Origin of the sequence: Prochlorococcus marinus XMU1412, assembly GCF_017696315.1 — a bacterium.
GTDB lineage: Bacteria > Cyanobacteriota > Cyanobacteriia > PCC-6307 > Cyanobiaceae > Prochlorococcus_A > Prochlorococcus_A marinus_AF.
The window spans coordinates 532555-558426 of record NZ_JAAORJ010000002.1 but is presented as its reverse complement, the minus strand read 5'-3'; the positions used below and the strand labels follow the sequence as shown (position 1 = coordinate 558426).

General features: G+C 28.9%; 21 protein-coding genes. 13 read left to right on the top strand and 8 right to left on the bottom strand.

Annotated elements, in window-relative coordinates; genetic code table 11:
* Positions 1–34: 34 nt before the first annotated feature.
* Positions 35–649 (bottom strand): lysophospholipid acyltransferase family protein, encoded by a 615-nt coding sequence (locus HA152_RS06015; protein WP_209134684.1) that lies wholly within the window; start codon positions 647–649, stop codon positions 35–37.
* 160 nt (positions 650–809) lie between these two features.
* Between HA152_RS06015 and HA152_RS06010 the strand changes: the two genes are divergently transcribed.
* From HA152_RS06010 to HA152_RS05970, 9 genes are all read left to right on the top strand, one after another.
* Positions 810–1526 carry a pyridoxine 5'-phosphate synthase gene (locus tag HA152_RS06010; RefSeq protein WP_209134596.1) on the top strand — a complete coding sequence of 239 codons (717 nt, stop codon included), beginning with the start codon at positions 810–812 and terminating at the stop codon, positions 1524–1526.
* 8 nt (positions 1527–1534) lie between these two features.
* Positions 1535–1852 (top strand): MgPME-cyclase complex family protein, encoded by a 318-nt coding sequence (locus HA152_RS06005; RefSeq protein WP_209134594.1) that lies wholly within the window; start codon positions 1535–1537, stop codon positions 1850–1852.
* A gap of 17 nt (positions 1853–1869) precedes the next feature.
* Positions 1870–5052: an exodeoxyribonuclease V subunit gamma gene (locus tag HA152_RS06000; protein ID WP_209134586.1), complete on the top strand. Its 3183-nt coding sequence runs from the start codon at positions 1870–1872 to the stop codon at positions 5050–5052.
* Between the two features lie 3 nt (positions 5053–5055).
* Entirely contained in the window at positions 5056–5529 is a 474-nt protein-coding gene (locus HA152_RS05995; protein WP_209134584.1) for a methyltransferase family protein, read from the top strand.
* Between the two features lie 12 nt (positions 5530–5541).
* Complete coding sequence (locus tag HA152_RS05990; RefSeq protein ID WP_209134582.1) at positions 5542–9168, top strand: UvrD-helicase domain-containing protein; 3627 nt, start codon at positions 5542–5544, stop codon at positions 9166–9168.
* A gap of 1 nt (position 9169) precedes the next feature.
* Positions 9170–10873, top strand: coding sequence for an ATP-dependent DNA helicase (locus tag HA152_RS05985; protein ID WP_209134580.1), 1704 nt, complete (start codon positions 9170–9172; stop codon positions 10871–10873).
* Positions 10874–11011: 138 nt separating this feature from the next.
* On the top strand, positions 11012–12799 hold the full coding sequence (locus tag HA152_RS05980) for a DEAD/DEAH box helicase (RefSeq protein WP_209134578.1): 1788 nt from the start codon (positions 11012–11014) through the stop codon (positions 12797–12799).
* A gap of 147 nt (positions 12800–12946) precedes the next feature.
* The gene (locus HA152_RS09980; protein ID WP_245211213.1) at positions 12947–13102 is read left to right on the top strand and encodes a hypothetical protein; all 156 of its coding nucleotides are present in this window, start codon (positions 12947–12949) and stop codon (positions 13100–13102) included.
* Between the two features lie 11 nt (positions 13103–13113).
* Positions 13114–14886: an ABC transporter ATP-binding protein gene (locus tag HA152_RS05970; RefSeq protein WP_209134575.1), complete on the top strand. Its 1773-nt coding sequence runs from the start codon at positions 13114–13116 to the stop codon at positions 14884–14886.
* A gap of 14 nt (positions 14887–14900) precedes the next feature.
* Here HA152_RS05970 and psbP read toward each other — a convergent pair whose 3' ends face one another.
* The gene (gene psbP, locus HA152_RS05965) at positions 14901–15458 is read right to left on the bottom strand and encodes a photosystem II reaction center PsbP (protein WP_209134573.1); all 558 of its coding nucleotides are present in this window, start codon (positions 15456–15458) and stop codon (positions 14901–14903) included.
* Positions 15459–15561: 103 nt separating this feature from the next.
* On the opposite strand from psbP, the gene recR reads away from it, so the two are divergent.
* Together recR and lipA are read left to right on the top strand one after the other, a co-directional pair.
* The gene (gene recR / locus HA152_RS05960; protein ID WP_209134571.1) at positions 15562–16161 is read left to right on the top strand and encodes a recombination mediator RecR; all 600 of its coding nucleotides are present in this window, start codon (positions 15562–15564) and stop codon (positions 16159–16161) included.
* A gap of 3 nt (positions 16162–16164) precedes the next feature.
* A complete protein-coding gene (gene lipA, locus HA152_RS05955) occupies positions 16165–17064 on the top strand; it encodes a lipoyl synthase (RefSeq protein WP_209134562.1) in 900 nt (299 codons plus the stop codon).
* On the opposite strand, the gene HA152_RS05950 is transcribed toward lipA, so the two are convergent.
* The 6 genes from HA152_RS05950 to lysA are packed head-to-tail and all read right to left on the bottom strand — an operon-like array spanning position 17061 to position 22632.
* Positions 17061–17561 (bottom strand): hypothetical protein, encoded by a 501-nt coding sequence (locus HA152_RS05950; RefSeq protein WP_209134560.1) that lies wholly within the window; start codon positions 17559–17561, stop codon positions 17061–17063. The two genes, lipA and HA152_RS05950, sit on opposite strands and share 4 nt — an antisense overlap.
* An 11-nt stretch (positions 17562–17572) precedes the next feature.
* Complete coding sequence (locus HA152_RS05945; protein ID WP_209134558.1) at positions 17573–18505, bottom strand: rhodanese-related sulfurtransferase; 933 nt, start codon at positions 18503–18505, stop codon at positions 17573–17575.
* A complete protein-coding gene (gene bioB / locus HA152_RS05940; RefSeq protein WP_209134556.1) occupies positions 18502–19509 on the bottom strand; it encodes a biotin synthase BioB in 1008 nt (335 codons plus the stop codon). The genes HA152_RS05945 and bioB overlap by 4 nt, the downstream gene beginning before the upstream one ends.
* Positions 19510–19514: 5 nt before the next feature.
* Positions 19515–20318, bottom strand: coding sequence for an isoprenyl transferase (locus HA152_RS05935; protein ID WP_209134554.1), 804 nt, complete (start codon positions 20316–20318; stop codon positions 19515–19517).
* Positions 20319–20321: 3 nt separating this feature from the next.
* The gene (gene cdaA / locus HA152_RS05930) at positions 20322–21230 is read right to left on the bottom strand and encodes a diadenylate cyclase CdaA (RefSeq protein ID WP_209134552.1); all 909 of its coding nucleotides are present in this window, start codon (positions 21228–21230) and stop codon (positions 20322–20324) included.
* 34 nt (positions 21231–21264) lie between these two features.
* Complete coding sequence (gene lysA, locus HA152_RS05925; RefSeq protein WP_209134550.1) at positions 21265–22632, bottom strand: diaminopimelate decarboxylase; 1368 nt, start codon at positions 22630–22632, stop codon at positions 21265–21267.
* Between the two features lie 88 nt (positions 22633–22720).
* Here lysA and rimI point away from each other — a divergent pair, with 88 nt between their 5' ends.
* Positions 22721–23161 carry a ribosomal protein S18-alanine N-acetyltransferase gene (gene rimI, locus HA152_RS05920; RefSeq protein ID WP_209134548.1) on the top strand — a complete coding sequence of 147 codons (441 nt, stop codon included), beginning with the start codon at positions 22721–22723 and terminating at the stop codon, positions 23159–23161.
* A gap of 178 nt (positions 23162–23339) precedes the next feature.
* Positions 23340–25865, top strand: coding sequence for an ATP-dependent Clp protease ATP-binding subunit (locus tag HA152_RS05915; protein WP_209134546.1), 2526 nt, complete (start codon positions 23340–23342; stop codon positions 25863–25865).
* Positions 25866–25872 lie beyond the last annotated feature (7 nt).

Sequence of the window (25872 nt, the reverse complement as noted above, 5' to 3'; positions counted from 1 at the left end):
CAATAATTAAAATTCATAGTAACTTATTGCAGATTCATCTACCTACATTTTTTAATGCTTTTTCTTCCTCTTGGGTCATTTTTTCATTTAGAAATTTATTAAAGTCCTTGATAGTAAAGTATGAATAATCATTAATTGGGATTGGTTTTCCAAAGGATAAACAAAATTCGCCCCTAAAGTTCGGAGGTATTTTGCTGTAAGCAATTCCAATTGGAATAATAGTAATAGAGGTTGTTTTTTTGGTGGCTAATCTAGCTAATCTATATAGTCCTTCTTTGAGAACTAGTTTTTTTCCATATCTGTTAATTTTTCCTTCGGGGAAAACAACTAGTTGTTCTCCTTTTTCTATAAGATCAATCGCATATCTTAAAGCTGATAGAGATGGCGATAATTGATTTATTGAAAAACATCCAAGTCTTTTTAAAAACCAACCTTGTATACCTCTCATTTCGGATTTAGTAACCATAAATCTACAATCCTTTTTTGTTACCCTTCTACCCATTGCCATTGTGAGTATTAAGCCGTCCCATCTTGATCTGTGGGTTGGAGCCAAAATGATAGAGGAATTTATGGGAATCGAAAAACCATTTTTTAATATTTTCTTTTTTCTAAAAAAGAATCTCAAAACAACGTCCTGAGTAATGAACATTGCGATAAATCCCAATACAGGGTTGATTTTATGCCAAATATTTAAGTAATTCTTCTTCAAGTTCTATTTACTATATATTAATAATTTAATTGTTTGCCTTTTTTTATTAGCTATTATTGGGCGGTTACTAGATTGTCTAGAAACTAAGATTTTCAAAATTATGGCTACTTTAGGAGTAAACATTGATCATATTGCAAATGTAAGGCAAGCAAGGAAAACTGTCCAGCCTGACCCTGTGCAATTTGCTTTTTTAGCTGAATTAGGAGGGGCAGATTCCATAACAGTGCATCTAAGAGAAGATAGAAGACATATACAAGATAGGGACGTGTTCCTTCTGAAAGAAACCATAAAAACAAAACTCAATTTAGAGATGGCTGCTACACAAGAAATGTTAGAAATTGCCAAAAAAATTCTTCCTGATTATGTGACGCTTGTACCTGAGAAAAGAGAGGAAGTTACTACTGAAGGCGGGTTGGATTTAAAAAGTAATGTGCAATACCTTAAGAAGGCTGTTGGGAATTTAAAGGATTCAAATATAGAAGTAAGCGCATTTATTGATCCTCTTGGTGAACAGATAAATTATTCCAAAGAAATAGGCTTTGATTTTATAGAATTACATACTGGAAAATATGCTGAACTATCGGGATCTGAACAATATAAAGAGCTCCAAAGGATTATAGAGTCTACACATTTAGCAAATGACCTTGGATTAGTTGTTAATGCTGGTCATGGCCTGAACTACAATAATGTTAAAAAAATTGCATCAATTAACAATATGAACGAGTTGAACATAGGTCATAGTATTGTTGCAAGGGCTTTAGCGATAGGATTAGAAAAGTCTGTACGTGAAATGAAGTCCCTTATCACATCAAATTAAATTTCAAAATGACAACATACTTTTTCGTTGCGGCAAGTGAAAAGTTTTTAACAGTTGAAGAACCACTTGATGAAATTTTGAAAGAGAGGATGAGGAACTATAAAGAAAATAATAAAGAAGTAGATTTTTGGCTCTTAAAAAATCCATCATTTTTACAAACCACCCAATTTGCTGATCTAAAAGCAAAAATTCCATCTACCCCTGCAGTTGTTTTGTCGACTGATAAAAAATTTATAACTTTCTTAAAGCTTCGTTTAGAGTTTGTTGCTGTGGGGGAATTCGAATGTCCTAATGCAGAAATAATTGATCCATTTAAAGTTGAGTAATATAACCATCTAGTAAATTGCTCAATCTTTATAAGTCAAATAAAATTGAAGTAATTAGTGAGCTGTTAGCAGAGGAATTAAAAATATGTCCTCCGCCTATAAATGAGAAATTAGAAATAGCAGTCCCCAATTACTTTTTGGGGAATTGGTTACGTGAACAAATAACTATAAAAAACAAAATAAGTGCTCTTTATGAATTAAAGACAATATCAACCTATACCGAATCTTTATTGACAAATTTTTTCCCTGCAATTGATATGAGCGCATGGAATTTTGAATCAATTAAATGGGGCATTATTGATTCCTTGGAAGAATTAAATAGCTTTAAAGAATCATTTCCGCTTAGAAATTGGATTAATAAATATTTGGATAATAAAAAGACAATTGATGGAGACATATATAATCTGACAAAAAAGATCACGAATAATTTTATTGATTATCTGATTTTTAGACCTGAAATGATTGCTCAATGGAATACATATGAAATTAATTCATCTAATCTATTTAAGAATTTAAACTCAGATCAATTTTGGCAACCTATTTTATATAAATTATTAGAGGAAAAGATATCTGAAAAGCCATCATGTTTATACATGTTTGAAGTAATAAAAAATTTAAGAAAAATTAAAAACGTTCAATTTCAAGTACCAAATCAAATTTATATTTTTTCAGATAATAACTTATCTAAACTACATATTAATTTTTATTCAGAACTTTCAAAATTTATTAAGGTAAATTTGTATCTATTATCTCCTGGAGAAGATTTATGGAATAGGATAAATTGTCTTGAAGGAGAGTTGGAATTTGATGATAATGAAAGTAAATTGAATTTAAATAATACAAATATAGAGAAAATATTTGGTAAATTTGGAGCAAACTTTCAGAAATTAATTGATGAAAATATTTATAAGGAAGGTATAAATTTAAAAAATAATCTTATTTATCTCGATCCAACAACTAATTTTCATAATAAGAAAGATATTCCTCTTCTTAATCAAATACAAAAAAGACTAATTGATAATAATAGCTTTGATTTTATAGTGAGTGAAAGGGATGATTCAATATTACTTTGTGAGCATTTTAATCAGAATAGTCAATTTGAATATTTAAGAAATAAAATTATAGAAATAATAAATTCTTGCGAGAATATTAAATATAGTGATATTGCTGTTTTATCTCCACAAACTAATTTAATTAAACCTTATCTAAGGTACATCTTTAATAATGAGTTAATTAATGGTGAAAAGATACCTTATTTTTTTATTGATGAGGATAATAATGACTCTTCAGGCATTTATGAATTTCTAATTGACATCACTGAAATAGCAAGTGAAAAAATTACAGTTGAAAAAATAGATTATATTCTTTCGAAAAAAGTAACTCAGAACATTTTTGATTTTAATATAACTGAGAAGGATGAAATTATTTTATTACTTACTCAAGCGGGGTTTCATTGGGGACTAGATGATAAAGAAAGATTAGGTGAAGAGAAAAATACTCTAGATTGGTGTATAAATAGAATTACTTTAGGCTTAATTTATGACAAAGAAGTAAATATAAGTACTTTCAATTTAAAACCATTTAGCTGTAAAAATATAAGTTTGGATTTGAATAAATGGATTAAAATATTAATTCATTTAAAAAAATATATTAATTTGATAAGGGGATCTTTTTCTTACTCGAATTGGGTTGAAAAGATAAAGTTTATATTAAAAAGTATTTCTGATTCTAATGCAAATTTCAATTTAGAAATAAGTGAAATAAATAGAATTCTTGATAATCACGCAATACCTTTAATTCCTGATGATCTTATCTTGTTAAAAGTTTTTAGAGAAATATTAATTTCTTGCATAAATAAAGCTAAATATCAAAGCAAATCACGAGTCAACAAGATCCTAGTAAGTGATATTGAGAATTCAAGGCATATTCCACATAAGGTTATCTTCCTAATAGACATGAATAGTGTTAATTATCCAAAATTACCAAAGAGTGAAAACATTAATTTATTAAAAAACAAATATTATTTGGGTGATCCATCTGTTTTTGAAAGAGAGAAATATGCATTTCTGGAGTTATTAATTGCCTGCAGAGATAAATTTATAGTTACTTGGGTAAAAAATGATAAAAACAATAAAAAATTAGATGTTTCTTTTCCTATAAAAGAGTTAATTTCTTTTTTTGATATTTTCTTGAACCAAAGCCAAAGAGAACTAATAATTAAAGATTCTGATTTAAATAAAAATCAAATAATTGATCTTAATAAATCTAAGATTGTTAAAAGTAATTATTCTTTAATAAAAGATATAAATTGGAATGAAAAAAAATCTGATATTAAAAATTACAAATTATCAGAATTGATTTATTGGTTCAAGAATCCACAAAAATATTGGCTTAATAAAAACAATATTTCTCCCAAAGAATTATTTATTCATCATCCAGACGAGGAGTATGTAAGCAATCTGCAAAAGTCGCAAATAATTACAAAAATAATCCAGCAAGTAGAGATTGATAATCCTAATATTATTGATGATTTAAATGAATTAAATATTAATGATCAATTGGCTGAAAATGGTATTATTATGCCCAATAATAGTATTTTTACAAAAGAAAAAGAAATCAAAGACTTATTAAGCAGTCTATCTGCAAGTTTGAGTCAACATAATAAGATTAATAAAATCTATGTTAAGTTAAATGCGAATAAAGAAGAATATTTAATCGCTGATGATACAGTAATTGAATTAATTAATGCGAAGTTAAGTTTAAGCCGATTGACTGAGGCTTGGATAAAATTACTCTTTATTTCTTCTTTAAAGAGGAATATAAAAAGGACTAAAGTAATTTTTAGAAAAGAAAATAATTATAAATCGCAAATTATTCAATCACCAGGAGCAACTGAATCAAATCTAATTTTGGAGGAGTACATAAATATTTTTAAAAATTATTCTGAAAAATGTTTACCTCTTCCTCCAGAAAGTGCTTATAAATATGTAGAAGCAAAAATAAAATCAAAAAATGAAAAAAAAGCTTTTACAGATAAATGGATTGGTAATAAAAATTTTTCTAAAGGAGAAAGAGATAATATTGAAATGAAAATGTGTTTTGGTAATGAGAAAGAACCAGATTTCTTTCTTGGAAATAATAATTTTGATCAATTATCATACAGATTATATGGTCCTCTAATTAAAGCATTAAAGAAATAAAAAATGTCAAAATTTCCGTTAAAAAATTTTTTTAAAGCTGCTTATGATCTAATTCTTGTTTTTTTACAGTTCTTTATTATTAGTCTTCATTTTTTTCAATGGGAATTTCTTCCACAAAGACAAATAATTCAAGAAAGTCCTTTTTCTTATTTCTTGGGTATTTTAATTATCATAATCGCTTTCATAATAATGTTAGTTTCAATTAAAGACTTAGGTAGAAATTTATCCCCTTTCCCAAGACCTATAAATAATAGCAATCTAGTTACTTCAGGTATTTATCGATTTACGCGTCATCCTATGTACTATTCTTTAATATTTATTTCCATTGGAGTTTTTATAATAAAATTATCTATTTATTATTTATTCTTGACAATAATTTTAGCTCTAATAATTAAATTGAAGATTGCCTTGGAAGAGAAATATTTAATGACTATATTTAAGAATTACTCACTTTATAAAAATAAGGTCAAAGTTTAATTTAATAAAGGAATGGATATTAATCAAATTAAATTAGATAATAAGTTTAAATTAGTAGAAGCAAGTGCAGGAACTGGTAAAAGTTTTACTTTAGCTCATATAGTTTTAAGAGCTGTTTTGGAGAAAAAAGTTAAACCAGATGAGATACTCTTGCTAAGTTTTACAAAAAATACTTGTTGTGAATTAAGAGATAAAATACTCTCGAGATTTCATAATTTAAAATTATATTTGCAAAGTCATAATGAAAGTAAGATAGATAATACTCTTAAGGATTGGTATCTAAATTTTAAGGATAAAGATAAATCTAAGGAAAAAATAATTTCCGAAATTGATAATTTTATAAATCAATTCTATAAGTTAAAAGTAATTACGTTCCATGCTTTTTGTAATAATATTATTGATGAATATAGTATTGAAATAGGTGTAACTCAAGATCCATATATTGAGAATAATATTGATAATTTGTATAAAGATGTAATAGATAATTTGTGGATTGATGATTTTCTGAATCTTAATCATGAGCTTGTTTCAGCAGTCAACAAAAAAAAAATAAGTTCTAAATTTGGAAGCAGTATCAATAAGTCATTTTTTGTAGAAATTTTAAAAAATATAGATCAAGAAAATATCTATAAATTTCAAATAAATAATAAATATAAGATTATTGATTTAAATAATTATTTTAATGAAATTTTTTATTTAAATTGGAACGAGTTTTGTTTTGAATGGAATAAGAATGGTAAGGAATTATTTTTACAACTCATAGAGTTGGGAAAATTAATTAAGGAGAGTGGTGGAAAAAGTCAAATATATGCTGCAAAGCCAAGAAATGATAAGTTTAATCAAATAAATTGTTGGATTGAAGAGATTAACAAAAGGCTTAATTCTAAAAATGTTATTGATTTTATATATGATATTTCTAAGGATGATCTTTTATCTAAATATTTTTACATTGAAAATATATCTAAAGAAATTAGTAAACATAATCTAAAATTAGATTTTACTAAATTTAATTTATTACAAGATAAAATTTATAAAATAAAAGAAGGTTTCTTTACTGAATTTGTAAGAATATTTACTCAATTAGCTTATATAAAATTAATTGAATTAAAGAAAAGTTTTTCTATATTCAACTTCAACGATCTTATAAAGACTGTAGAAAATACATTTCTAGATTCAGAAATTAGTAATAGTAATACTCTATCTAAAATTCAAAAAAGATTTACTTGTGTCTTAGTTGATGAATTCCAAGATACAGATATTACTCAGTGGAATTTAATAAAAAAATTCTTTAATACAAAAAATCATTTTTTACTTTGCGTAGGTGATCCAAAACAAGCTATTTACAAATTTAGAGGTGGAGATATTGAAACTTACTTAGATGCAAGATCTAATGCAATCGAAGTTTTTAGTCTTACAGATAACTATAGATCCTCAAAAAAGTTAATAGATGTTCTTAATAAACTTTATAAGAATGGACTTAAACAATCAAAACTAAACTATAGTAAATTAACCTCAAGAATTAATAAAAATATTAATCCTGAATTTAGATTTAAGGATGTATTTGAAATTGTAGAATTTTCAAAAAAAGAGACTGATATAGAGGATCTTGTAACTCATTACATAGTTAATTTTATTTTAAATAATAAGGAAATTGATATTAATAATATTGCGATTCTTACATTAAATAATTCGCAATGCTTAGATTTTAAAAAAAAATTAGATCAGTTTAACCTCCCATGCAAAATTCAAAATAAACAAAATATTTTTGATACAGAAGCAAGTTCTCTTCTATTTTTATTCATTGAATGTTTATTAAATCCGAGGTCTTTAAAAAATATAAATTTGCTTTCTACTTCAAAGTTTATCGAAATAAAATTAGAAGATTTACTTGATCATGGTATTAGTAATAATTTAGAAATTTTAATTAATAAATGCATTACTTGGTCCCAAGAACTAAGAGAAAAAGGTTTTTTAAACATTGTTAATGAACTGCTTATAAATTACAAGTCATCCTCGATTATTCAAGATTCAGATTTAAATTCAAATTTATTTCAACTTTCAGAAATTGTTGAAATAGAATTAATAAATAATGATTTTGATCTAAATATAGTCTTCAACTGGTATAAAAATCAGTTAGATCATATTTTAAGAATTTCTACTGGAGAAGATTTTTTAACGAAAGATTATAATCTTCAAAATGGAATAAATCTTTCTACCATTCATAGTAGTAAGGGCCTCGAATTTGAAATAGTCTTATGTCCATATCTCTCAATTATTTCAAATAAGTCAAATAAAATTAAAGGACCTCTTTGGAAATCAAATATTGATAGAAATATATACGTTAATATTTCAAATAATTTCGCGAAAGTAAAAAAATTTAAATTAATAGAAGAAGAAGATTTATTTAAAGAGAGTGAGAGGTTAATTTATGTAGCACTTACAAGGAGCAAATATAAACTTATTGTTTTTAATGATTTAGAGGATACAAATAATATTTTAAATAATGATTTACTTAATAATTTGGAAAATATCAATATTTATAAGTCTAATTTTGAAGTAAGGGTAGAAAAAGAGAAAATAAAAGAATTATTTTCTAAGTTCCAAACCAACCGATTTAACAATAATCTTTGGAAAATAAATAACGTTAATAAAAAAATATCTAATGTATTTAATTCTGATCAATTTATTTCTTATTCAAGTTATTCTTCTTGGATACGTAAAGATAAAAAATTTGATGCAGCCATTAATCAATATAAGGATTATGAAGATAATATATCAATTATCAAAAATTCTAATTTTAAGAATTCAAATAATTATCCTAATTATTTTTCTTATCCAAATCCCTTAAGTGAATTTCCAAAAGGAACTATTGCTGGGACTTGCCTGCACAAAATAATAGAAAGATTTGAATTTAGAAACGATAATAATCAAGAATTAATTGATTTAATTGTTGAGGAATTGAACTTTCATCAAATCGATACTTCTTTGGCTTTTAAAGTAAAAGATGCGATTTTGAGAATCATAAATATATCTTTAGGAAGAGAATTACAAAATAAAAAACTAGTTGATATTCCAAATGAATACTTAATTAAGGAACTCAAATATGATTTAACCCTATCTTATGAAGGTAGAAATATTAATTCTAATGATATATCAAATTGCTTTTTTTTAGATCAGGGATATGAATTTGGTGAAGAATATGCAAATAAAATAAATGATCTTCAAATTATGAATAAAGGCTTTCATTCAGGATGTATTGATTGTGTTTTCCCTGTAGGAAATAAATTAGAAGACAGTAAATGGTGGGTAATTGATTGGAAAAGTAATTTGATTTCTGGGAGTGATAATAGTGATTGTTTACCAAGAAACTATAACTATGAAAACATGAGAAATGAAATGATTAAACATCATTATCCATTGCAATCTCATCTTTATTTATTAGCATTGCATAGATTATTAAAGTGGCGACTTAAAAATTATCAACCACATAAACATCTAGGAGGATATATTTATCTGTTTTTAAAGGGATTGCCAGATTTTGAATTATTTGAAAAATCTAAGTCTGAAGATATATCTCCAGGTATTTTTATTAGCAAAGCACCTTTAAAAAGAATTAATTATTTAGATAACCTTTTTTAGAATGACTAAAACTACTATAGATATTGAAAAGTTCCAATACGATCATATATTTAATTTAATCTTAGGTATTTTCAAATTTAGTGAAAAAAAATATGGAAATTTCGTTAAAGATGTCATAAGAATTTTATTAGAGTTTGAAAAAAATGGTGAAACTATTATTGATGTTGATAATAGTTTAATAATCTTTGAATTATTAGAAGATGGCTGGCCCAATAAACATATAGATGTTCTAAAAAATATAGGTTTGATTGGTTCCCTTCATTCTCCATTCGTATTAGTAAATAGAAAATTATCCTTATCAAAATGGTCAAAAAAGATAGAAAGAGTTATTAATTCATTCCAAAAAAAAATAGATACCGATAATTTAATGAACTCAATAATTTATAAAGATGATAATAAAATTGATCAAATTAAAAATATATTTAAATATTCAAACCTAGTTTTCCTTCAAGGAGGACCAGGTACCGGTAAAACCACTTTAATAATAAAGTTAATAATCGAACTCCTTCAAATTGATAAGTTTTTAAATATTGGTTTGTCTGCTCCAACTGGTAAAGCTACAACACGTTTAAAAGAAGCGCTTAATGATAAAAAAAATATTTCAATTAGCAAATTTCTAGACCAAATAGAATTTCAAACTTTACATAGATGGATTTTAAATTCTCAAAATAAATCTCTTAACTTGAAATTTAAACTAAAAGAGCTTGATATTTTCATAATTGATGAAATGTCTATGGTTAATATCGATTTGATTGAATCAGTTTTAAATTTGCTAGCAAAGGACTGTAAAATTATTTTAGTTGGAGATAAAAATCAATTATCTCCAGTAAATAACTGTTCTATATGGAATTATTTGTTTGAATATCCCGATAATAGTTCAATTAAATCTTGTGTAGTAAATTTAGAAAAAACTTATAGAAATATTGGAGATATATCATTAATTAGTAGTTTAATATTTAATAATGATTTTTCTTTACTTAATCAAAAGATTAAAGAATTAGAAAAAGATAATAATTCAAAAGAAATTACTATTTCAAAGAGTAGAGAAAAAGATATTCCAAAAGATCTATTATTTTCGATTACAAGTCATCTAAAAAAGTTAAATATTTCAACTTCAAATTTAAGTAAAAAAAAATATATATTTGATGAGAGTATTAATAATTTATTGCTTAATGAAAAAGATTTAGTAGATAAGATATTTCTAGATTTACAAAGTCAATTGATTTTATGCGAAAAAAATTCAGGAATATGGAGTGTTGAATATTTGAATGAAATTGTTTTTGGTCAAAAAAAACCCTATGACCTTAAAACTCTTAAAGAGGGTGTTCCGATTATGTGTACAAAAAATAATAATGAACTTGGATTGTCAAATGGGGATATCGGAGTACTTATAGGTTTAAAAAATAAAAGAAAATATCTTTTTAGAAAATTTAATGATAGTAACGAAGAAATTGTCGCATTAATTGATCCATCTAATTTAGAAAATGTTGTACCAGCAATAGCCATTACTATTCATAAATCTCAAGGAAGTGAATCTGAAAAAGTAAACATTTTGTGGTCCCAAAATTATAGAAGAAAACAATATGCTGTAAAAGAAAAAAAAGATAATCAAAATATCTTTTGCAGAGATAATTTTGAAAGAAGGTTATTTTATACTGCTGTTACAAGAGCTAAAAAATCTTTAAATATATATTATTTAAATTAAATTTTATTTTTGAGAAATTAGTAATATCTTAACCTCAAGATGCTAGATTAATAATTCGGCTCTGTAAGGCTAATCAACAATTTAAGTAAATTTAGATATTTGTTGAATGCCTAATCAGAAGATTATTAGGCATTTAAAATGGCTTTAAGAAAAGATAATAACTCTATTGGTAGTGAGCAGGAAAAGTCTCAGAATGAAGATTCTTCTCTACTAGAGTCCAAGAAGTTAGAGAACAAAAAAGAAATTGAATCTCAATTATTGGAAGTATCGAAAGGAGATGACAATGATAATGAGAATGGATTTCTCGATTTTGGGTTTAATCAATCTATCTTAAACTCGTTAATAAATAAAGGATATAAAAATCCAACTCCCATCCAAAAAGCTGCAATTCCCGAACTAATGTTAGGCAGGGATTTACTAGGACAAGCACAAACAGGAACAGGAAAGACTGCAGCTTTCGCATTACCATTAATAGAAAAACTTACAGATAATAAAGAATTAAATGCCAAGGTTTTAGTAATGACTCCTACAAGAGAATTAGCAACTCAAGTGGCAGAATCTTTTAAAAGTTATAGTTCTGAATCTAGTAATTTTAAGACGGTTGCAATATATGGAGGTACCGACTATCGAAATCAAATTTCTGCATTAAAAAGAAAAGTTGACGTAGTAGTTGGGACCCCAGGCCGAATAATGGATCATATAAGGCAGGGGACTTTTAAAGTTAAAGATATAAATTGTCTTGTTTTAGATGAGGCAGATGAAATGTTAAATATGGGTTTTCTTGAAGATATTGAATGGATAATAGATAAACTTCCGGAAAATAAGCAGATGGTATTGTTTTCAGCAACAATGCCTAGTGAGATAAGAAATATAGCAAAAAAATATCTAAATGATCCCGCCGAAATATTAATCAAAAGTGTCAAAAAAGAAACTCAATTAATTTCGCAAAAATTTCTATATGTACAAAGGCATCATAAGTTAGATGCTTTAAAAAGAATACTAGAACTTAATAACGAGGGAGTAATTATTTTTGTTAGGACAAAACTACTTACTACTTCAATAGCTGAAGCTTTAGAGAATTCAGGTCATACTGTGGCAGTACTTAATGGAGATATACCTCAAAATCAAAGAGAAAATACTGTAGATAGATTGAAAAAAGGATTTATTAATATCCTTGTTGCCACGGATGTAGCAGCTAGAGGATTAGATGTTGAGAGGATAAAACTTGTTGTTAATTACGATTTTCCTTTTGACAAGGAAACATATACTCATAGAATTGGAAGAACTGGAAGGGCAGGCAGATCAGGAGAAGCAATTTTATTTGTTAATCAAAGAGAAAAACATTTTCTAAGAAACTTAGAAAACTCAACAAGAACCAAGATTGAAGAAATAAACATACCAAGTAATAAAATAATAAATGAAAAAAGGATGGAGAAACTTATAGATAATGTTAATGAGAGTTCTTTAGCTAAAGATGAAAATGAAGAAAATAAAGCTTTGATTATTGATGTACTAGATAATTTAAAAGAAAAATACTCTATGGATGACTCAAATATTGCAATGGCGGCGATTAATTTAGTAATAGGTAATAAATCATTTTTTGTTAATGAAGATGATTCTTGGATTAATAAACAAAATAATAATGATCGAAATAGATCAAATAGAAATAGTAATAATCGTATGAGAAATTCAAATAGAAGAAATAATTATCAAAATGATTCTTTTGAAACCTACAAATTTAACTTTGGTAAATTTGATGGAGTTAGAGTTGCAAATATTATATCCTCAATCTGTAATTCAACTAATATAAATGGTAGATCCATAGGTAAGATACAGATTTTTAATGATTACAGTTTGGTAGATTTACCCAGAGATCTGCATAGAGAAACTAAAAATAAATTAAAAAAAATTAAAGTCAGAAACTAGTGATAGAAAATGAAAGATAGCAAATATAATTTATTTATTTTTGTGAATCTGATAATACTATTCAACTCCTTTAATAGTTATTATTTAGCTCAAACGAAACAAAGTTCAATCATAAAATTATTTTGTCTTCAGAGTGTCAAAGAGGAAATGATGAAAGCAGAAATGGTATATAGTGAAGAAATTGCGAATGAAACTTGTGATTGTTACTACGAAGAATTTCTGCAAACTGCGAGTCATCAAGATGCAAAAACAAAATGTAAATTAGAAACTAAAGAAAATTTAAATCATAATAGAAAAATTTAATTATTATTTTTATGAGGTCTAAGAACAATCAAAATCCAATAATTAGACTTTATTTAAATCTGATTGAGGAAAGAAGGTTACTATTATTTGCTTTTCTTAGTTCCATAATTAATAAAATATTAGATTTAGCTCCCCCTGTAATAATTGGCCTTGCAGTAGATATCGTTGTTAAGGAACAGAATTCATGGATTGCTGGTTTTGGAATAAAAGAAGTTCCAGCACAATTGATTTTTCTTGCATTTGCTTCAGGGATAGTTTGGTCTGGTGAATCCTCCTTTGAATATTTATATTCGATTTTATGGAGAAATTTGGCTCAGCTATCGCAACATAAATTAAGAATAAAAGCTTATGAGCATATCCAAGAATTAGATATGGATTTTTTTGAAAATGATAATACTGGAAGGCTATTATCTATTTTGAATGATGATATAAATCAACTTGAGAGATTTTTAGACCAAGGGGCTAATCAGATTATTCAGTTATTTATAACTGTTTTAATAATTGGGGGTACTATGATTTTTGTCGCTCCAAAAATCGCATTATTTGCTTTCTTTCCTATTCCAATTATATTTTTAGGATCAATTAAATTTCAAAGGAAGCTTGCTCCAAAATACAGAGATGTTAGAAATAAAGCTGGACTGTTGGCATCAAGGCTTAATAATAATTTAAGTGGAATTCTAACCATAAAAAGTTTTACTAAAGAAAAATGGGAACTAAATAGATTAAATAAAGAAAGTCTCGATTATCAAAGAAGTAATAAAGCTGCAATAAAATTATCTTCTGCTTTTATCCCTCTTATAAGATTTGCAATTTTATTTGCTTTTATATCGATTCTATTAATTGGAGGTTTCCAAACTTGGAATAAGACACTTGATGTAGGTACTTATAGTTTTTTAGTGTTTATTACACAAAGACTATTATGGCCTTTAACTACTTTGGGGCATGTTTTAGATGATTTTCAGAGATCTATGGCTTCAATAGATAGAGTAATTGATCTCATAGATACGCCTATAAAAATAAAAGATGGAAAAATAAAAATTGAACCTAAAGATATCAAAGGAGAAATTATTTTTAATAATGTAAATTTTAATTATCCTGGTCGAGATTTAACATTAAAAAACATAAATATCAAAATTGAAAATAACTCAACATTAGGAATTGTTGGTTTAACAGGTTCTGGGAAGAGTACAATAATAAAACTACTACTTAGAATTTATGATAGTAATAATGGGTCAATAACCTTGGATGGGTTTTCTATTAAAGAAATAAATTTGAGGGATTTAAGAAAGTGTATCTCTTTAGTAAGTCAAGAAACTTATTTATTTCATGGCAGTGTACAAGAAAATATTGCTTATGGCTCAATCAACCCAAGTCTTAAAGATATTATTAAAGCTTCAAAGATTGCGGAAGCTCATAAATTTATTGAACAATTACCAGATGGTTATAGAACTATAGTGGGGGAAAGGGGCCAAAGACTCTCGGGCGGGCAACGTCAAAGAATTGCCTTGGCGAGAGCTGTTTTAAAGGATGCTCCAATATTAATATTAGATGAAGCTACAGCTTCAGTTGATAATGAAACAGAGGCTTTAATTCAAAAATCGTTATCTAAAATCACAAAAGAAAGAACAACTATAGTAATAGCTCATAGATTAAGCACTATAAAAAATGCGGATAATATTGTAGTTATTGATAAAGGTAAAATAGTTGAAAGCGGAAAACATGAAAAACTATTAGATCAGAACAAAATATATGCTGATTTGTGGAATGTTCAAGTAGGAATCTAATATGAATTTCTAAACTATATTAAGAAGTTAAATGATTCAATTACGTTACTAAACATACCGTCAACTTTATTCCACCTTTCTTCATTTGTTCCCACAGCGAAAGTGTAAAGTGTTCCTCTATCAATTACGACAGTAGCTAATTCATGTCTTGCCTGTTCATTTAAATTTAATTCATACTCTAAATCATAGAAAATGTGACTGGATGCTTCCCTCTTATCGGCATTTATAAGTTTCACCTCTCTACCTGAACCTTCGGGAGCAATGACTTTATCAATTAATGTTTGACCTACTTCACTTGGGCTTCCTAATTGCTCTAATTGAACCTCTTTATTGACATCAGAAATAACTAAACTTAAGGTCTCATTACTATTTATTAAATCATGATAAATAATTTCAGGTCCTCCATCGACTTTTACTCTAGTCCACCCTGTTGGATACAAAAAGGCATATCTACCATCTGGACTTTGATAAGCTTCTAATCCCGCATTCAGTCCGCCACTACAAGCACTCAGTGTTAAACACAAAAAAACCAAAAATAAATATTTGAAAGGGTTTAATTTAATATTTTTCATTTTGTTTGAAATTACTAACTGAAAACATAATAAGACATTAAAAGCAAACAATTATGGCAATTCGGAATTTTGCGTCTAAATTATCTTTAGAAATAGTTTAATTTTGATTACTTATACCAAACCACTTTCAAAATTAATCGGTCATTTTGAGAAATTCCCAGGGATTGGTCCAAGAACAGCGCAACGATTAGCCCTGTTTATTTTAAAACAACCTGAAAGTACAATAAGAGAATTTTCAAAGGCTCTGTTAGAGGCACGTAGTAATGTTGGTCGTTGCAAAAAATGTTTCAATTTGACTTCAGAAGATGAATGCGAAATTTGTAGGAATATTGAAAGAAATCAAAAACTAATCTGTGTAGTAGCAGAAACAAAAGATCTGCTTGCTTTGGAGCGCGCCAGAGAATTTAAAGGTGTTTACCATGTTATTGGTGGTTTAATATCCCCAATGGATTCTGTTGGCCCCGAACTCTTAGAAATAAGAAGCTTGGTAGAAAGAGTTAGTAAGTCTGAAATAGATGAAATCATATTGGCATTGACCCCTAGTGTTGAGGGAGATACAACAAGTCTTTATATTGGAAAATTGTTAGCCCCTTTTACTAAAGTTACGAGGATTGCATATGGGCTCCCAATGGGCAGTGAACTTGAATATGTGGATGAAGTTACACTTGCAAGGGCCTTAGAAGGTAGAACAAAACTAAATTAGACAATGAGAGACAATAATCTAATCAAGAAAGAAAAAATCTTAAGACTTCCCTCTTGGATTAAATTTCCTGTTAGTAAAGCTTCAGAATTCGCAAAAATACAAACACTCATAAAAAAATCAAATATTCATACTATTTGTGAAGAAGCAAGATGTCCAAATAGAGCAGAATGTTATGCCTCAGGAACAGCCACCTTCTTACTGGGTGGATCGATATGTTCACGTTCATGTGCTTTTTGTCAGGTAAATAAAGGGAGGCCTAGTTCTATCAATATTGATGAATGTACTCAAGTCGCTGAAGCAGTGAAAGTACTAAATTTGAAATATGTTGTTTTGACATCTGTAGCTAGAGACGATCTCCCTGATCATGGCGCAAATTTATTTATATCTACAATTGATGAGATTAGAAAAATTGATTCAACAATTAAAATTGAAGTTTTAACTCCTGATTTATGGGGTGGAGGCAAAAATCTTGATGAAACAAATAACCTTCAGACTGAGAGATTGAAGATGATTTTAGAAAAAGATCCAATATGCTTTAATCATAATCTTGAAACTGTTGAAAGACTGCAAAAAGAAGTTAGGAGGGGGGCAAATTACAAAAAATCCCTTATTTTACTAAAAAAGTCAAAGGATATTGCTCCTCATATTCAAACTAAATCAGGCATTATGTTAGGACTTGGGGAAACATTGGATGAAATAAAAAATACAATTTATGATCTTAGAAAAATAGATTGTGATCAAATTACAATTGGCCAATATTTAAGGCCCTCATTCAATCATTTGGCAGTTAAGAAATATTGGGATCCATCAGAGTTTAAATATTTATATCGCTTCTCTAAGAAATTAGGATTCAAAAAAGTATCTTCTGGCCCTTTAGTAAGAAGTAGTTATCACGTGGGTTAACTTTCTTTAATTAAAGAGAGTTTCTTTTCAAGTCTTTTCAATATGGAAATACATTCCCCGTTCATAAGTGTACCTGCACCTCCCCAAACCAATCTTAATAAAAGATCTACTGGGCTAGAACCAACTTCTTTGACAATTTTGAATCCTATTAACTTGAAATATCTTACAAGTTTTTTACTATATCCTTCACTATCAAAAATGGCTAAAAGTCTTACTTTGTTGCTTGATTTTTTTTCAATTGCCCAAGCCATAGTTGTTGCCCATATTAATTCCGAAACAAATGCAGGAGATTTACTAAGGATTCTTAATGTATCAAGCTGAATACCTTGTTTATTCAAATAAGTCCAACCTTTCATTTCGGCCCAAATCTTAATTATGTTATCTTTCTGTTCTGCAATCACGATTCTAAAGAAACATAATCCAAGAGTTTCTCTAACTTGAATTTTAATTAATAATCCAATAGTACCCGCTAATTTTTCTAATTCTTCAACCTTCATTATTTTGAAAATTAGTCCTTATAGATTTTATGATTTTCAACTTTTAATATATCGATTTGTTTTTGTCTTTCTTCAAACCTTTTCCTATCATCATCACTGAATTGGTCTATGCAGAAATGACATTGGATACCTTTTCTAAATTCTTTTCTTTCTTGATCTTGAATTGAAATTGGCATTCCACATGCATGACAAATCGAGTATGAGCCTTTTTCTAATTCATGATCTAAAGCAACTCTTTTATCAAAAACATAACATTCACCTTCAAATAAGTTATTTTCTTTTGGAGTATCATAAAGGTATTGAAGGATGCCCCCTTTTAGGTGATAAATATTTTTATAACCTTTCCTTTTCAGCAAACTAGTAGCTTTTTCACATCTTATTCCTCCGGTACAGAACATTGCTATATTTGTATCCTGTTTATTTTCTAAATGGGTTTCTAAATGATCATCTACCCACTTTGGGAATTCGCTAAAGTTTCTTGTATTTGGGTTTATAGAGTTCTGAAATGTACCTAAAGAAACCTCATAATGATTTCTAGTATCAATGACTATTGTATTTTGATTTTTAATTAACTTATTCCAATCAGCTGAGTCAATATAGGTCCCATTATTTTCTGCAGGGTTTATTTCAGGGACACCCATGGTGACTATTTCTTTTTTGATTTTTATCTTTAATTTTTTGAAGACTTTGTCTTTTGAAAAGTTTACTTTAATATTCAAATTTCTATTACCTGCATATTTATTAAGTAAATTGATAACAAAATCAATTACATTTTTCTCGGCACAAATAGTTCCATTAATACCCTCACTTGCAAAAATTAACAACCCTGAAAGATCATTTTCATTTTCGATTTCTAATAATTGATTTTTTAGATTAATAATTAGGTTTTCTTGAAATGGGAAGAAAGAGTAAAGAGAAACTATTTTATAATTTTTGCCTTTCATAAAGAAGATAATGTTTTTTCATGAGTTTCAAAATCTTTGTTAAATGATACTCCTACCTCTTTAAGAAGTTTTCTGTCTGATTGAAAAGATGGATTTGAAGTTGTGAGTAACTCATCTCCATAAAAAATTGAATTTGCTCCACATTGAAAACATAAAATTTGGGCTTCTTTTGAAAGCTTTTCTCGCCCTGCACTTAATCTTATTTTACTTTTAGGCATAAGAATTCTTGCTGTAGCTATCATCCTTATCATTTCAATAGAATCAATTTCTTGATTATCTTCTAAACCAGTACCTTCAATAGCTACCAGTGAATTTATAGGAACACTTTCAGGGTGTGGATTCATATTTGAAAGCACTTTTAAAAGAGATGCTCTATCGCTATTAGTTTCACCCAAACCTATTATCCCTCCACAACAAACATTTATTCCTGCATTCCTTACTCTTTTGATAGTATCAAGTCTGTCTTGATAAGTTCTTGTCGTAATAATATTTTTATAATGCTCAGGACTAGTGTCAAGATTGTGGTTATACGCGGTTAAACCTGCATCAGCCAGTCTGGAAGCTTGTTCTTCTGTAAGCATCCCAGCAGTAACGCATGCTTCCATCCCTAAATCTCTTACGCCGCTAACCATCTCTAACATTGCATTAAAAGATTTCCCATCTCTAATTTCTCTCCACGCCCACCCCATACAAAACCTATCTGCTCCCTCATTTTTTGCTATTTGAGCTCTTGCTAAAACCTCTTCAACTTGAAATTGTGGATGACTTTTGATGTCGCTAGAACTATAAATTGATTGACTACAGTACGAACAATTTTCTTCACATCCACCAGTTTTTACGCTAAACAATGATGCTAATTGAATATCGTAGTTGTTAAATTTCCTGTGAACGGTTTGTGATTCCCACATTAAATCAATAAGAGGCATATTAAGTATTCCCAATATCTCCTCTTTATTCCAATCGAACCTAATTTCTTTAAATAACTGATTATTCGAATTAACCATTTTTATTAGGAAGAATATTGAGAATCTTCAAAAGATTCATTTGGTAATGATTCTATCCCGCCGAAACGTCTATTTCTTGATTGGTAATCAATTATTGCTTTAAAAAATTCATGCTCATTGAAATCTGGCCAAAGTACGTCAGATATATAAATTTCTGAATATGCTAATTGCCATAATAAAAAATTACTTATCCTTTTTTCGCCACTAGTTCTTATTAGCAATTCTGGATCCTTAATCCCTCCAGTTAATAGCTCTGAATTAAATAATTCTTCATTGATTTCACTTGGTTTTATTTCCCCAGCAGAAGATTTTAATGCTAGTTCTTTAGCAACTTTTACTATTTCTTGTCTACCTCCGTAATTAACACAAACATTGAATAAAAATTTATTATTGTTTTTAGTAAGTGATTCTGAACTAGAGATTATTTCTTTTAAATTTCTTGGGAAAGGAGTTAAATCACCAATAAATTTTATTTTTGTTGATTCTTCATGTATCTCTTTAATTTCGTTTTTTAAAACTTCGCTAAAAAGATTTATGAGGAAATCAACTTCTTTTGCTGGTCTTGCCCAATTCTCAGTTGAAAAAGCATAAACAGTAATTTCTTTACAACCTAAATTTTTTGCAGATTTGAGAATTTTTTTTAATACACTAACGCCCTGTTTATGTCCAAATGATCTGGGTAAACCTTTTCTAGTCGCCCATCTTCCATTGCCGTCCATAATTATTGCTACATGTCTAGGCAATTTTTGCTTATCTATTTTCATTGATAAGTTACTAATTTTATTGTCTATTACTTTTTCTAAACTCATTAGTTAATCCTTTTTGTTTATAAAAATTTCTGATTTTTCTGACTTTTTTTTATTAATATCACTGATGATATTATCACCTGAGCTTGTCTTTTGGGATAAGACATTTTTACTTAAAGATGCTTTATTTGCTCCCATAGAGTTTTGATTACCAATCAGTTTTGCAAGAAGTTCTTGTAACCTGCTGCTGGTTATTGGCCTTTCTAGTTTGCCTTGGTTTGCTAATGATAACGTACCTGTTTCTTCAGAAACAACAATACAAATACATCTGTCAAATCTTTCTGTAATTCCTAATGCTGCTAAATGTCTTGTGCCATATCTACTTATTCCTTGTCTTGAAAGAGGAAGTATTACGCCAGCAGAAATTATTTTATTCCCTTTCACAAGAACTGCTCCATCATGTAAAGGCGTATCTGTTGCAAAAAGATTTATTAAAAGGTCAGTTGATAATTGTGCCTCAATATGGGTACCTGAATATAAAAAATCTTCAGGTCTTAAATCACTCCCCAAATCTACAACGATTAAAGCCCCTCTTCTATTTTGAGAGAGTTTACCTGCAGTATCAACTAACTGAGTAATAGTAGTTGAAGTTGCTCTAAATTCTCTTGGGGGATTCCCAAGTAATACAGCTAGCCTCCCAGTGCCTAGTAGTTCCATTAATCTTCTTAACTCTCCTTGCCAAAGGATCGCTAATGAAAGAGAGCAAGCGAGGACAACAGCATCAATTAATTTTGATGTTAGTGGTAAGTATGCATATCTTTGAATAAACCATGCTGATGAGACTAAAAACAAATATCCTCTTAGCAGCCATAATGTCCGTTGTTCTTTTACTCTAGAAAATAATAAAAGTCCGAAACCAACAGCAAATAAGACATCTAATAAAAGCTTTAAATTTATAATCCCCCAGAAATTCACACTAAAAACTAAATTAATTTAAATTTACCTGATTTTATTTAATAAAGCGATCAGGCAAAACATCATATTTCAAAAGATCAAATGGACTTTCTCTTTTTTGAATAATTTCTGCTTCTCCATTACAAACTAAAAGTGCTGCGGGTCTCGGTATTCTGTTGTAGTTAGAACTCATTGAATTATTGTAAGCACCAGTACCAAAAACACATATTAGATCTCCTGTTTCACAATTTGCTAGTTCTATCTCCTTAAACAATACATCTCCTGATTCGCAGTGTTTGCCAGCAATTGTATATTTATTTTTTGAATTAAAATTAAAGGGGTTTTTTACCAAACATGCAGAATAATTTGATTGATATGTTATTGGCCTTGGATTATCACTCATCCCGCCATCAACAGACAAATAAGTTCTGATTCCTGGAATTTCTTTAAAAGCTCCAATTTTGTAAATTGTTATGCCTGCTGTTGATACGATAGATCTTCCAGGCTCGCACATCAATTTTGGCAGATCTAAATTGTGTTTTTTACAAGCATTAACAACTGAGTTGGAAATTGTTCTTACCCATTCATCGATAGAAGGCGGATCATCATCTTTTGTATATTTAATGCCTAAACCTCCACCAACATTAAGTTCTTTAATATTATGGCCAAAATTTTTAGCGTCTAAAATAACTTTTACCATTATTTCACCTAGATCCTTATGAGGGTCTAGTTCAAAGATCTGGGAACCAATATGAGCATGTATTCCTTTTAATTTTAGGTGTTTAGTTTCGCTTATGCTCGCAAATAAATTATTCAAATATTCGATTCCAAAACCAAATTTGCTATCAAATGAACCTGTTCTAATGTATTCATGTGTATGGCATTCGATTCCGGGAGTGAAGCGAATCATTATTTCTAAGTCATGATTTAATGAATTTGATATCTCCTCTAGTCTTCTTAAGTCATAATCATTATCTACGATTATTTTGATGTTATTTCTTATTGCGAAATCAATTTCTTTGTCAGATTTATTATTCCCATGAAAAACAATTTTTTCGTTTGGTACACCACCCTTTAGAGCAGTTAATAATTCTCCTTCTGAGACTGCATCAAGTCCTAAACCTTCTGAGGAAACAAGATTACTCATGAATATAGAGCTATTTGCCTTGGAAGCATATATAGGGAGAGATTCCCCTGGGTAATATTTTTCTAATGCTTTTTTATAGGCTCTACAAGACTTTCTTAAAGTGATTTCATCCAATATATAAAGAGGAGAATCATATTTTTTAACTAACTCTTCAATAGAACATCCACCAATTGACAATTTTCCATCTCCTCCAATGGATGTAGTAATAGGTACGATATTTTTATTAGGACTTTCCAAGTCAATTTTCTGTTTTAAAAAAGATTGTTTTTCTTCCATAGGAGAACTTTAAATAAAGTTTTGCCAAAACTGTCATATTTTATAATGACTCTAGATTTGAACTTTTTAAATATACATACATAATAAAATGATATCTATCAAACAAATAAATAAGAAAGATATTGATTTATGTTATGAATTAGATTCAAATACAATTTCCCTATGGAGCAAGAAACAATGGGCTAACGAATTCAAAAAAGAAGGTACAAAAATCTTTGGGTTATTAATTGTAAATTTAGTCATTGGAATATGTGTTTTTCAGGTTGTTCTTGATGAAGCTCAAATAAATTATTTTGTTGTTAATAAGAGATTTAGGAAAAAGGGTTTTGGATCATACCTTATGAGCTATTTAATAAAAAAATGTGAAAAATTAAATTTAAAAAAAATTCTATTGGAGGTTTCTCAGGTCAATGTTAATGCTGAAAGATTTTATAGTCGCTTTGATTTTTCTACTGTAGGAATAAGAAAAAATTATTATAAAGATGGTTCACATGCTCTTTTAAAAGAAAAAAAATTAACAACAAAATAATGTAAAATTTAATTGTTCGGATAACCAGAATCCTTGAAATTACTATAATTTCTTGCTATATCACTAAAAATGTTCAATTTAAATTAATAAATTATACTTTTGGGTATTCACAAAAGCTCATTCTGAACACAAAATTGACATATTACTGGTAGGTTATTAGTAGGAATTTAATCTTCTAATGTTTGAAAGATTTACAGAAAAGGCTATAAAAGTCATTATGCTTGCTCAAGAGGAAGCTAGAAGACTTGGTCATAATTTTGTTGGAACTGAACAAATTCTTTTGGGGTTAATTGGAGAAGGGACTGGGGTTGCAGCAAAAGTGCTCAAATCACTTGGAGTTAATTTAAAAGATTCAAGGATAGAGGTGGAAAAGATAATAGGTAGAGGTTCAGGGTTTGTAGCTGTAGAAATACCTTTTACTCCTAGGGCTAAAAGAGTTTTAGAACTATCTTTAGAAGAGGCTCGTCAACTTGGCCATAATTACATTGGGACAGAACATCTATTGTTAGGTTTAATAAGAGAAGGTGAAGGTGTGGCTGCAAGAGTTCTTGAAAACCTTAATATTGACCTTACAAAAGTTAGAACTCAAGTTATAAGAATGCTAGGTGAAACAGCGGAAGTTGGCACAGGGACCAGTACAAATAAGGGCAACTTAAAAACTGCTACTCTTGATGAATTCGGAACAAATTTAACAAAATTAGCAAGTGAATCAAAATTAGATCCAGTCGTTGGACGCCATTCAGAAATAGATCGTGTAGTTCAAATACTTGGCAGAAGGACAAAAAATAATCCTGTACTTATTGGAGAGCCAGGTGTAGGTAAAACAGCTATCGCAGAAGGTTTAGCTCAAAGAATACAAACTGGGGATATTCCAGACATACTTGAAGATAAAAGAGTTTTGACTCTTGATATAGGTCTTTTGGTGGCAGGAACAAAATATAGAGGTGAATTTGAAGAAAGGTTAAAAAAAATAATGGAAGAAATTAAATCAGCAGGTAATGTCATTCTTGTCATAGATGAAGTGCATACTTTAATTGGTGCTGGAGCTGCTGAAGGAGCTATAGATGCAGCAAATATACTCAAGCCAGCATTAGCTAGAGGGGAACTTCAATGTATTGGAGCAACAACTCTTGATGAATATAGAAAACATATTGAAAGAGATGCTGCTCTAGAAAGAAGATTCCAGCCTGTAATGGTAGGGGAGCCATCTATAGAAGATACAATCGAAATTTTAAGAGGTCTTAGAGAGCGTTACGAACAACATCATCGTCTAAAAATTACTGATGATGCTCTAGAGGCTGCCGCTCATTTAGGAGATCGTTATATATCTGACAGATTTTTACCTGATAAGGCTATTGACCTCATCGACGAGGCTGGAAGTAGAGTACGTTTAATAAACTCTAAACTTCCCCCTGAAGCAAAACAAATTGATAGAGAATTAAGACAAGTTCAAAAACAGAAGGAAGAATCTGTAAGAGATCAAAATTTCGATCAAGCTGGCCAATTACGTGAAAAGGAGATTGAATTGTCTGCAAAAATTAAAGAGGTATTGGACAATAAAAAAGAAACTACAGTTGGAGAGCAATCTGATGCTGATAATTCTTTAAAAAGTGATTCAAAACTTTTACAAAGTCCCCTTGTTAGTGAAGAGGATGTAGCACATATTGTAGCTTCATGGACTGGTGTTCCTGTTCAAAAACTAACAGAAACTGAATCAGTCAAGCTTCTTAATATGGAGGAAACACTTCACCAAAGGCTAATTGGACAAGATGAAGCTGTAAAGGCTGTCTCAAGAGCCATAAGAAGAGCAAGAGTTGGACTGAAAAATCCTAATAGACCCATCGCAAGTTTTATCTTCTCTGGTCCTACTGGTGTTGGTAAAACTGAATTGACTAAATCATTAGCTTCATATTTCTTCGGTAGTGAAGAAGCAATGATCAGATTAGATATGTCAGAATTTATGGAAAGGCATACAGTTAGTAAACTTATAGGCTCCCCTCCTGGTTATGTTGGTTTTAATGAAGGAGGTCAGCTTACTGAAGCGGTTAGAAGACGTCCTTATACCGTCGTTTTATTTGATGAAGTTGAAAAGGCGCATCCAGATGTTTTTAACTTATTATTGCAACTACTTGAAGACGGAAGATTAACTGACTCCAAAGGTAGAACTGTAGATTTTAAAAATACATTGTTAATAATGACTTCTAATATCGGTTCAAAAGTAATCGAGAAAGGAGGTGGTGGACTAGGATTTGAATTCTCAGGTGATTCAGTTGAAGATAGCCAATATAATAGAATTAAGTCACTAGTTAATGAAGAACTTAAGCAATACTTTAGGCCTGAATTTTTAAATAGGCTTGATGAAATTATTGTATTTAGACAACTAACTAAAAATGAAGTTAAAGAAATTGCTGAAATAATGTTGCAAGAAGTTTTTGTCCGATTACAAGATAAGGGCATTAAGTTAAATGTTACCGATGCTTTCAAAGAAAGGCTTGTTGAAGAAGGTTATAATCCTTCATATGGAGCAAGACCTTTGAGAAGAGCAGTTATGCGTTTACTCGAAGATAGTTTGGCTGAAGAAGTTCTTTCAGGGAGAATAAAAGATGGAGATAATGCATTAGTTGATATAGATAATAATAAAAAAGTTACTATAAATATTTCTTCTGAAGAATCTTCTCAAGAGCTAGCAGGTGCTAATTTCTAATCATTCA

Bases quoted from the DNA above. Each gene is read 5' to 3' on its own strand.
- HA152_RS06015 (WP_209134684.1), bottom strand. From the start codon at position 649: ATGTTCATTACTCAGGACGTTGTTTTGAGATTCTTTTTTAGAAAAAAG.
- HA152_RS06010 (WP_209134596.1), top strand. From the start codon at position 810: ATGGCTACTTTAGGAGTAAACATTGATCATATTGCAAATGTAAGGCAA.
- HA152_RS06005 (WP_209134594.1), top strand. From the start codon at position 1,535: ATGACAACATACTTTTTCGTTGCGGCAAGTGAAAAGTTTTTAACAGTT.
- HA152_RS05995 (WP_209134584.1), top strand. From the start codon at position 5,056: ATGTCAAAATTTCCGTTAAAAAATTTTTTTAAAGCTGCTTATGATCTA.
- HA152_RS05990 (WP_209134582.1), top strand. From the start codon at position 5,542: ATGGATATTAATCAAATTAAATTAGATAATAAGTTTAAATTAGTAGAA.
- HA152_RS05985 (WP_209134580.1), top strand. From the start codon at position 9,170: ATGACTAAAACTACTATAGATATTGAAAAGTTCCAATACGATCATATA.
- HA152_RS05980 (WP_209134578.1), top strand. From the start codon at position 11,012: ATGGCTTTAAGAAAAGATAATAACTCTATTGGTAGTGAGCAGGAAAAG.
- HA152_RS09980 (WP_245211213.1), top strand. From the start codon at position 12,947: ATGATGAAAGCAGAAATGGTATATAGTGAAGAAATTGCGAATGAAACT.
- HA152_RS05970 (WP_209134575.1), top strand. From the start codon at position 13,114: ATGAGGTCTAAGAACAATCAAAATCCAATAATTAGACTTTATTTAAAT.
- psbP (WP_209134573.1), bottom strand. From the start codon at position 15,458: ATGAAAAATATTAAATTAAACCCTTTCAAATATTTATTTTTGGTTTTT.
- lipA (WP_209134562.1), top strand. From the start codon at position 16,165: ATGAGAGACAATAATCTAATCAAGAAAGAAAAAATCTTAAGACTTCCC.
- HA152_RS05950 (WP_209134560.1), bottom strand. From the start codon at position 17,561: ATGAAGGTTGAAGAATTAGAAAAATTAGCGGGTACTATTGGATTATTA.
- HA152_RS05945 (WP_209134558.1), bottom strand. From the start codon at position 18,505: ATGAAAGGCAAAAATTATAAAATAGTTTCTCTTTACTCTTTCTTCCCA.
- bioB (WP_209134556.1), bottom strand. From the start codon at position 19,509: ATGGTTAATTCGAATAATCAGTTATTTAAAGAAATTAGGTTCGATTGG.
- HA152_RS05935 (WP_209134554.1), bottom strand. From the start codon at position 20,318: ATGAGTTTAGAAAAAGTAATAGACAATAAAATTAGTAACTTATCAATG.
- lysA (WP_209134550.1), bottom strand. From the start codon at position 22,632: ATGGAAGAAAAACAATCTTTTTTAAAACAGAAAATTGACTTGGAAAGT.
- rimI (WP_209134548.1), top strand. From the start codon at position 22,721: ATGATATCTATCAAACAAATAAATAAGAAAGATATTGATTTATGTTAT.
- HA152_RS05915 (WP_209134546.1), top strand. From the start codon at position 23,340: ATGTTTGAAAGATTTACAGAAAAGGCTATAAAAGTCATTATGCTTGCT.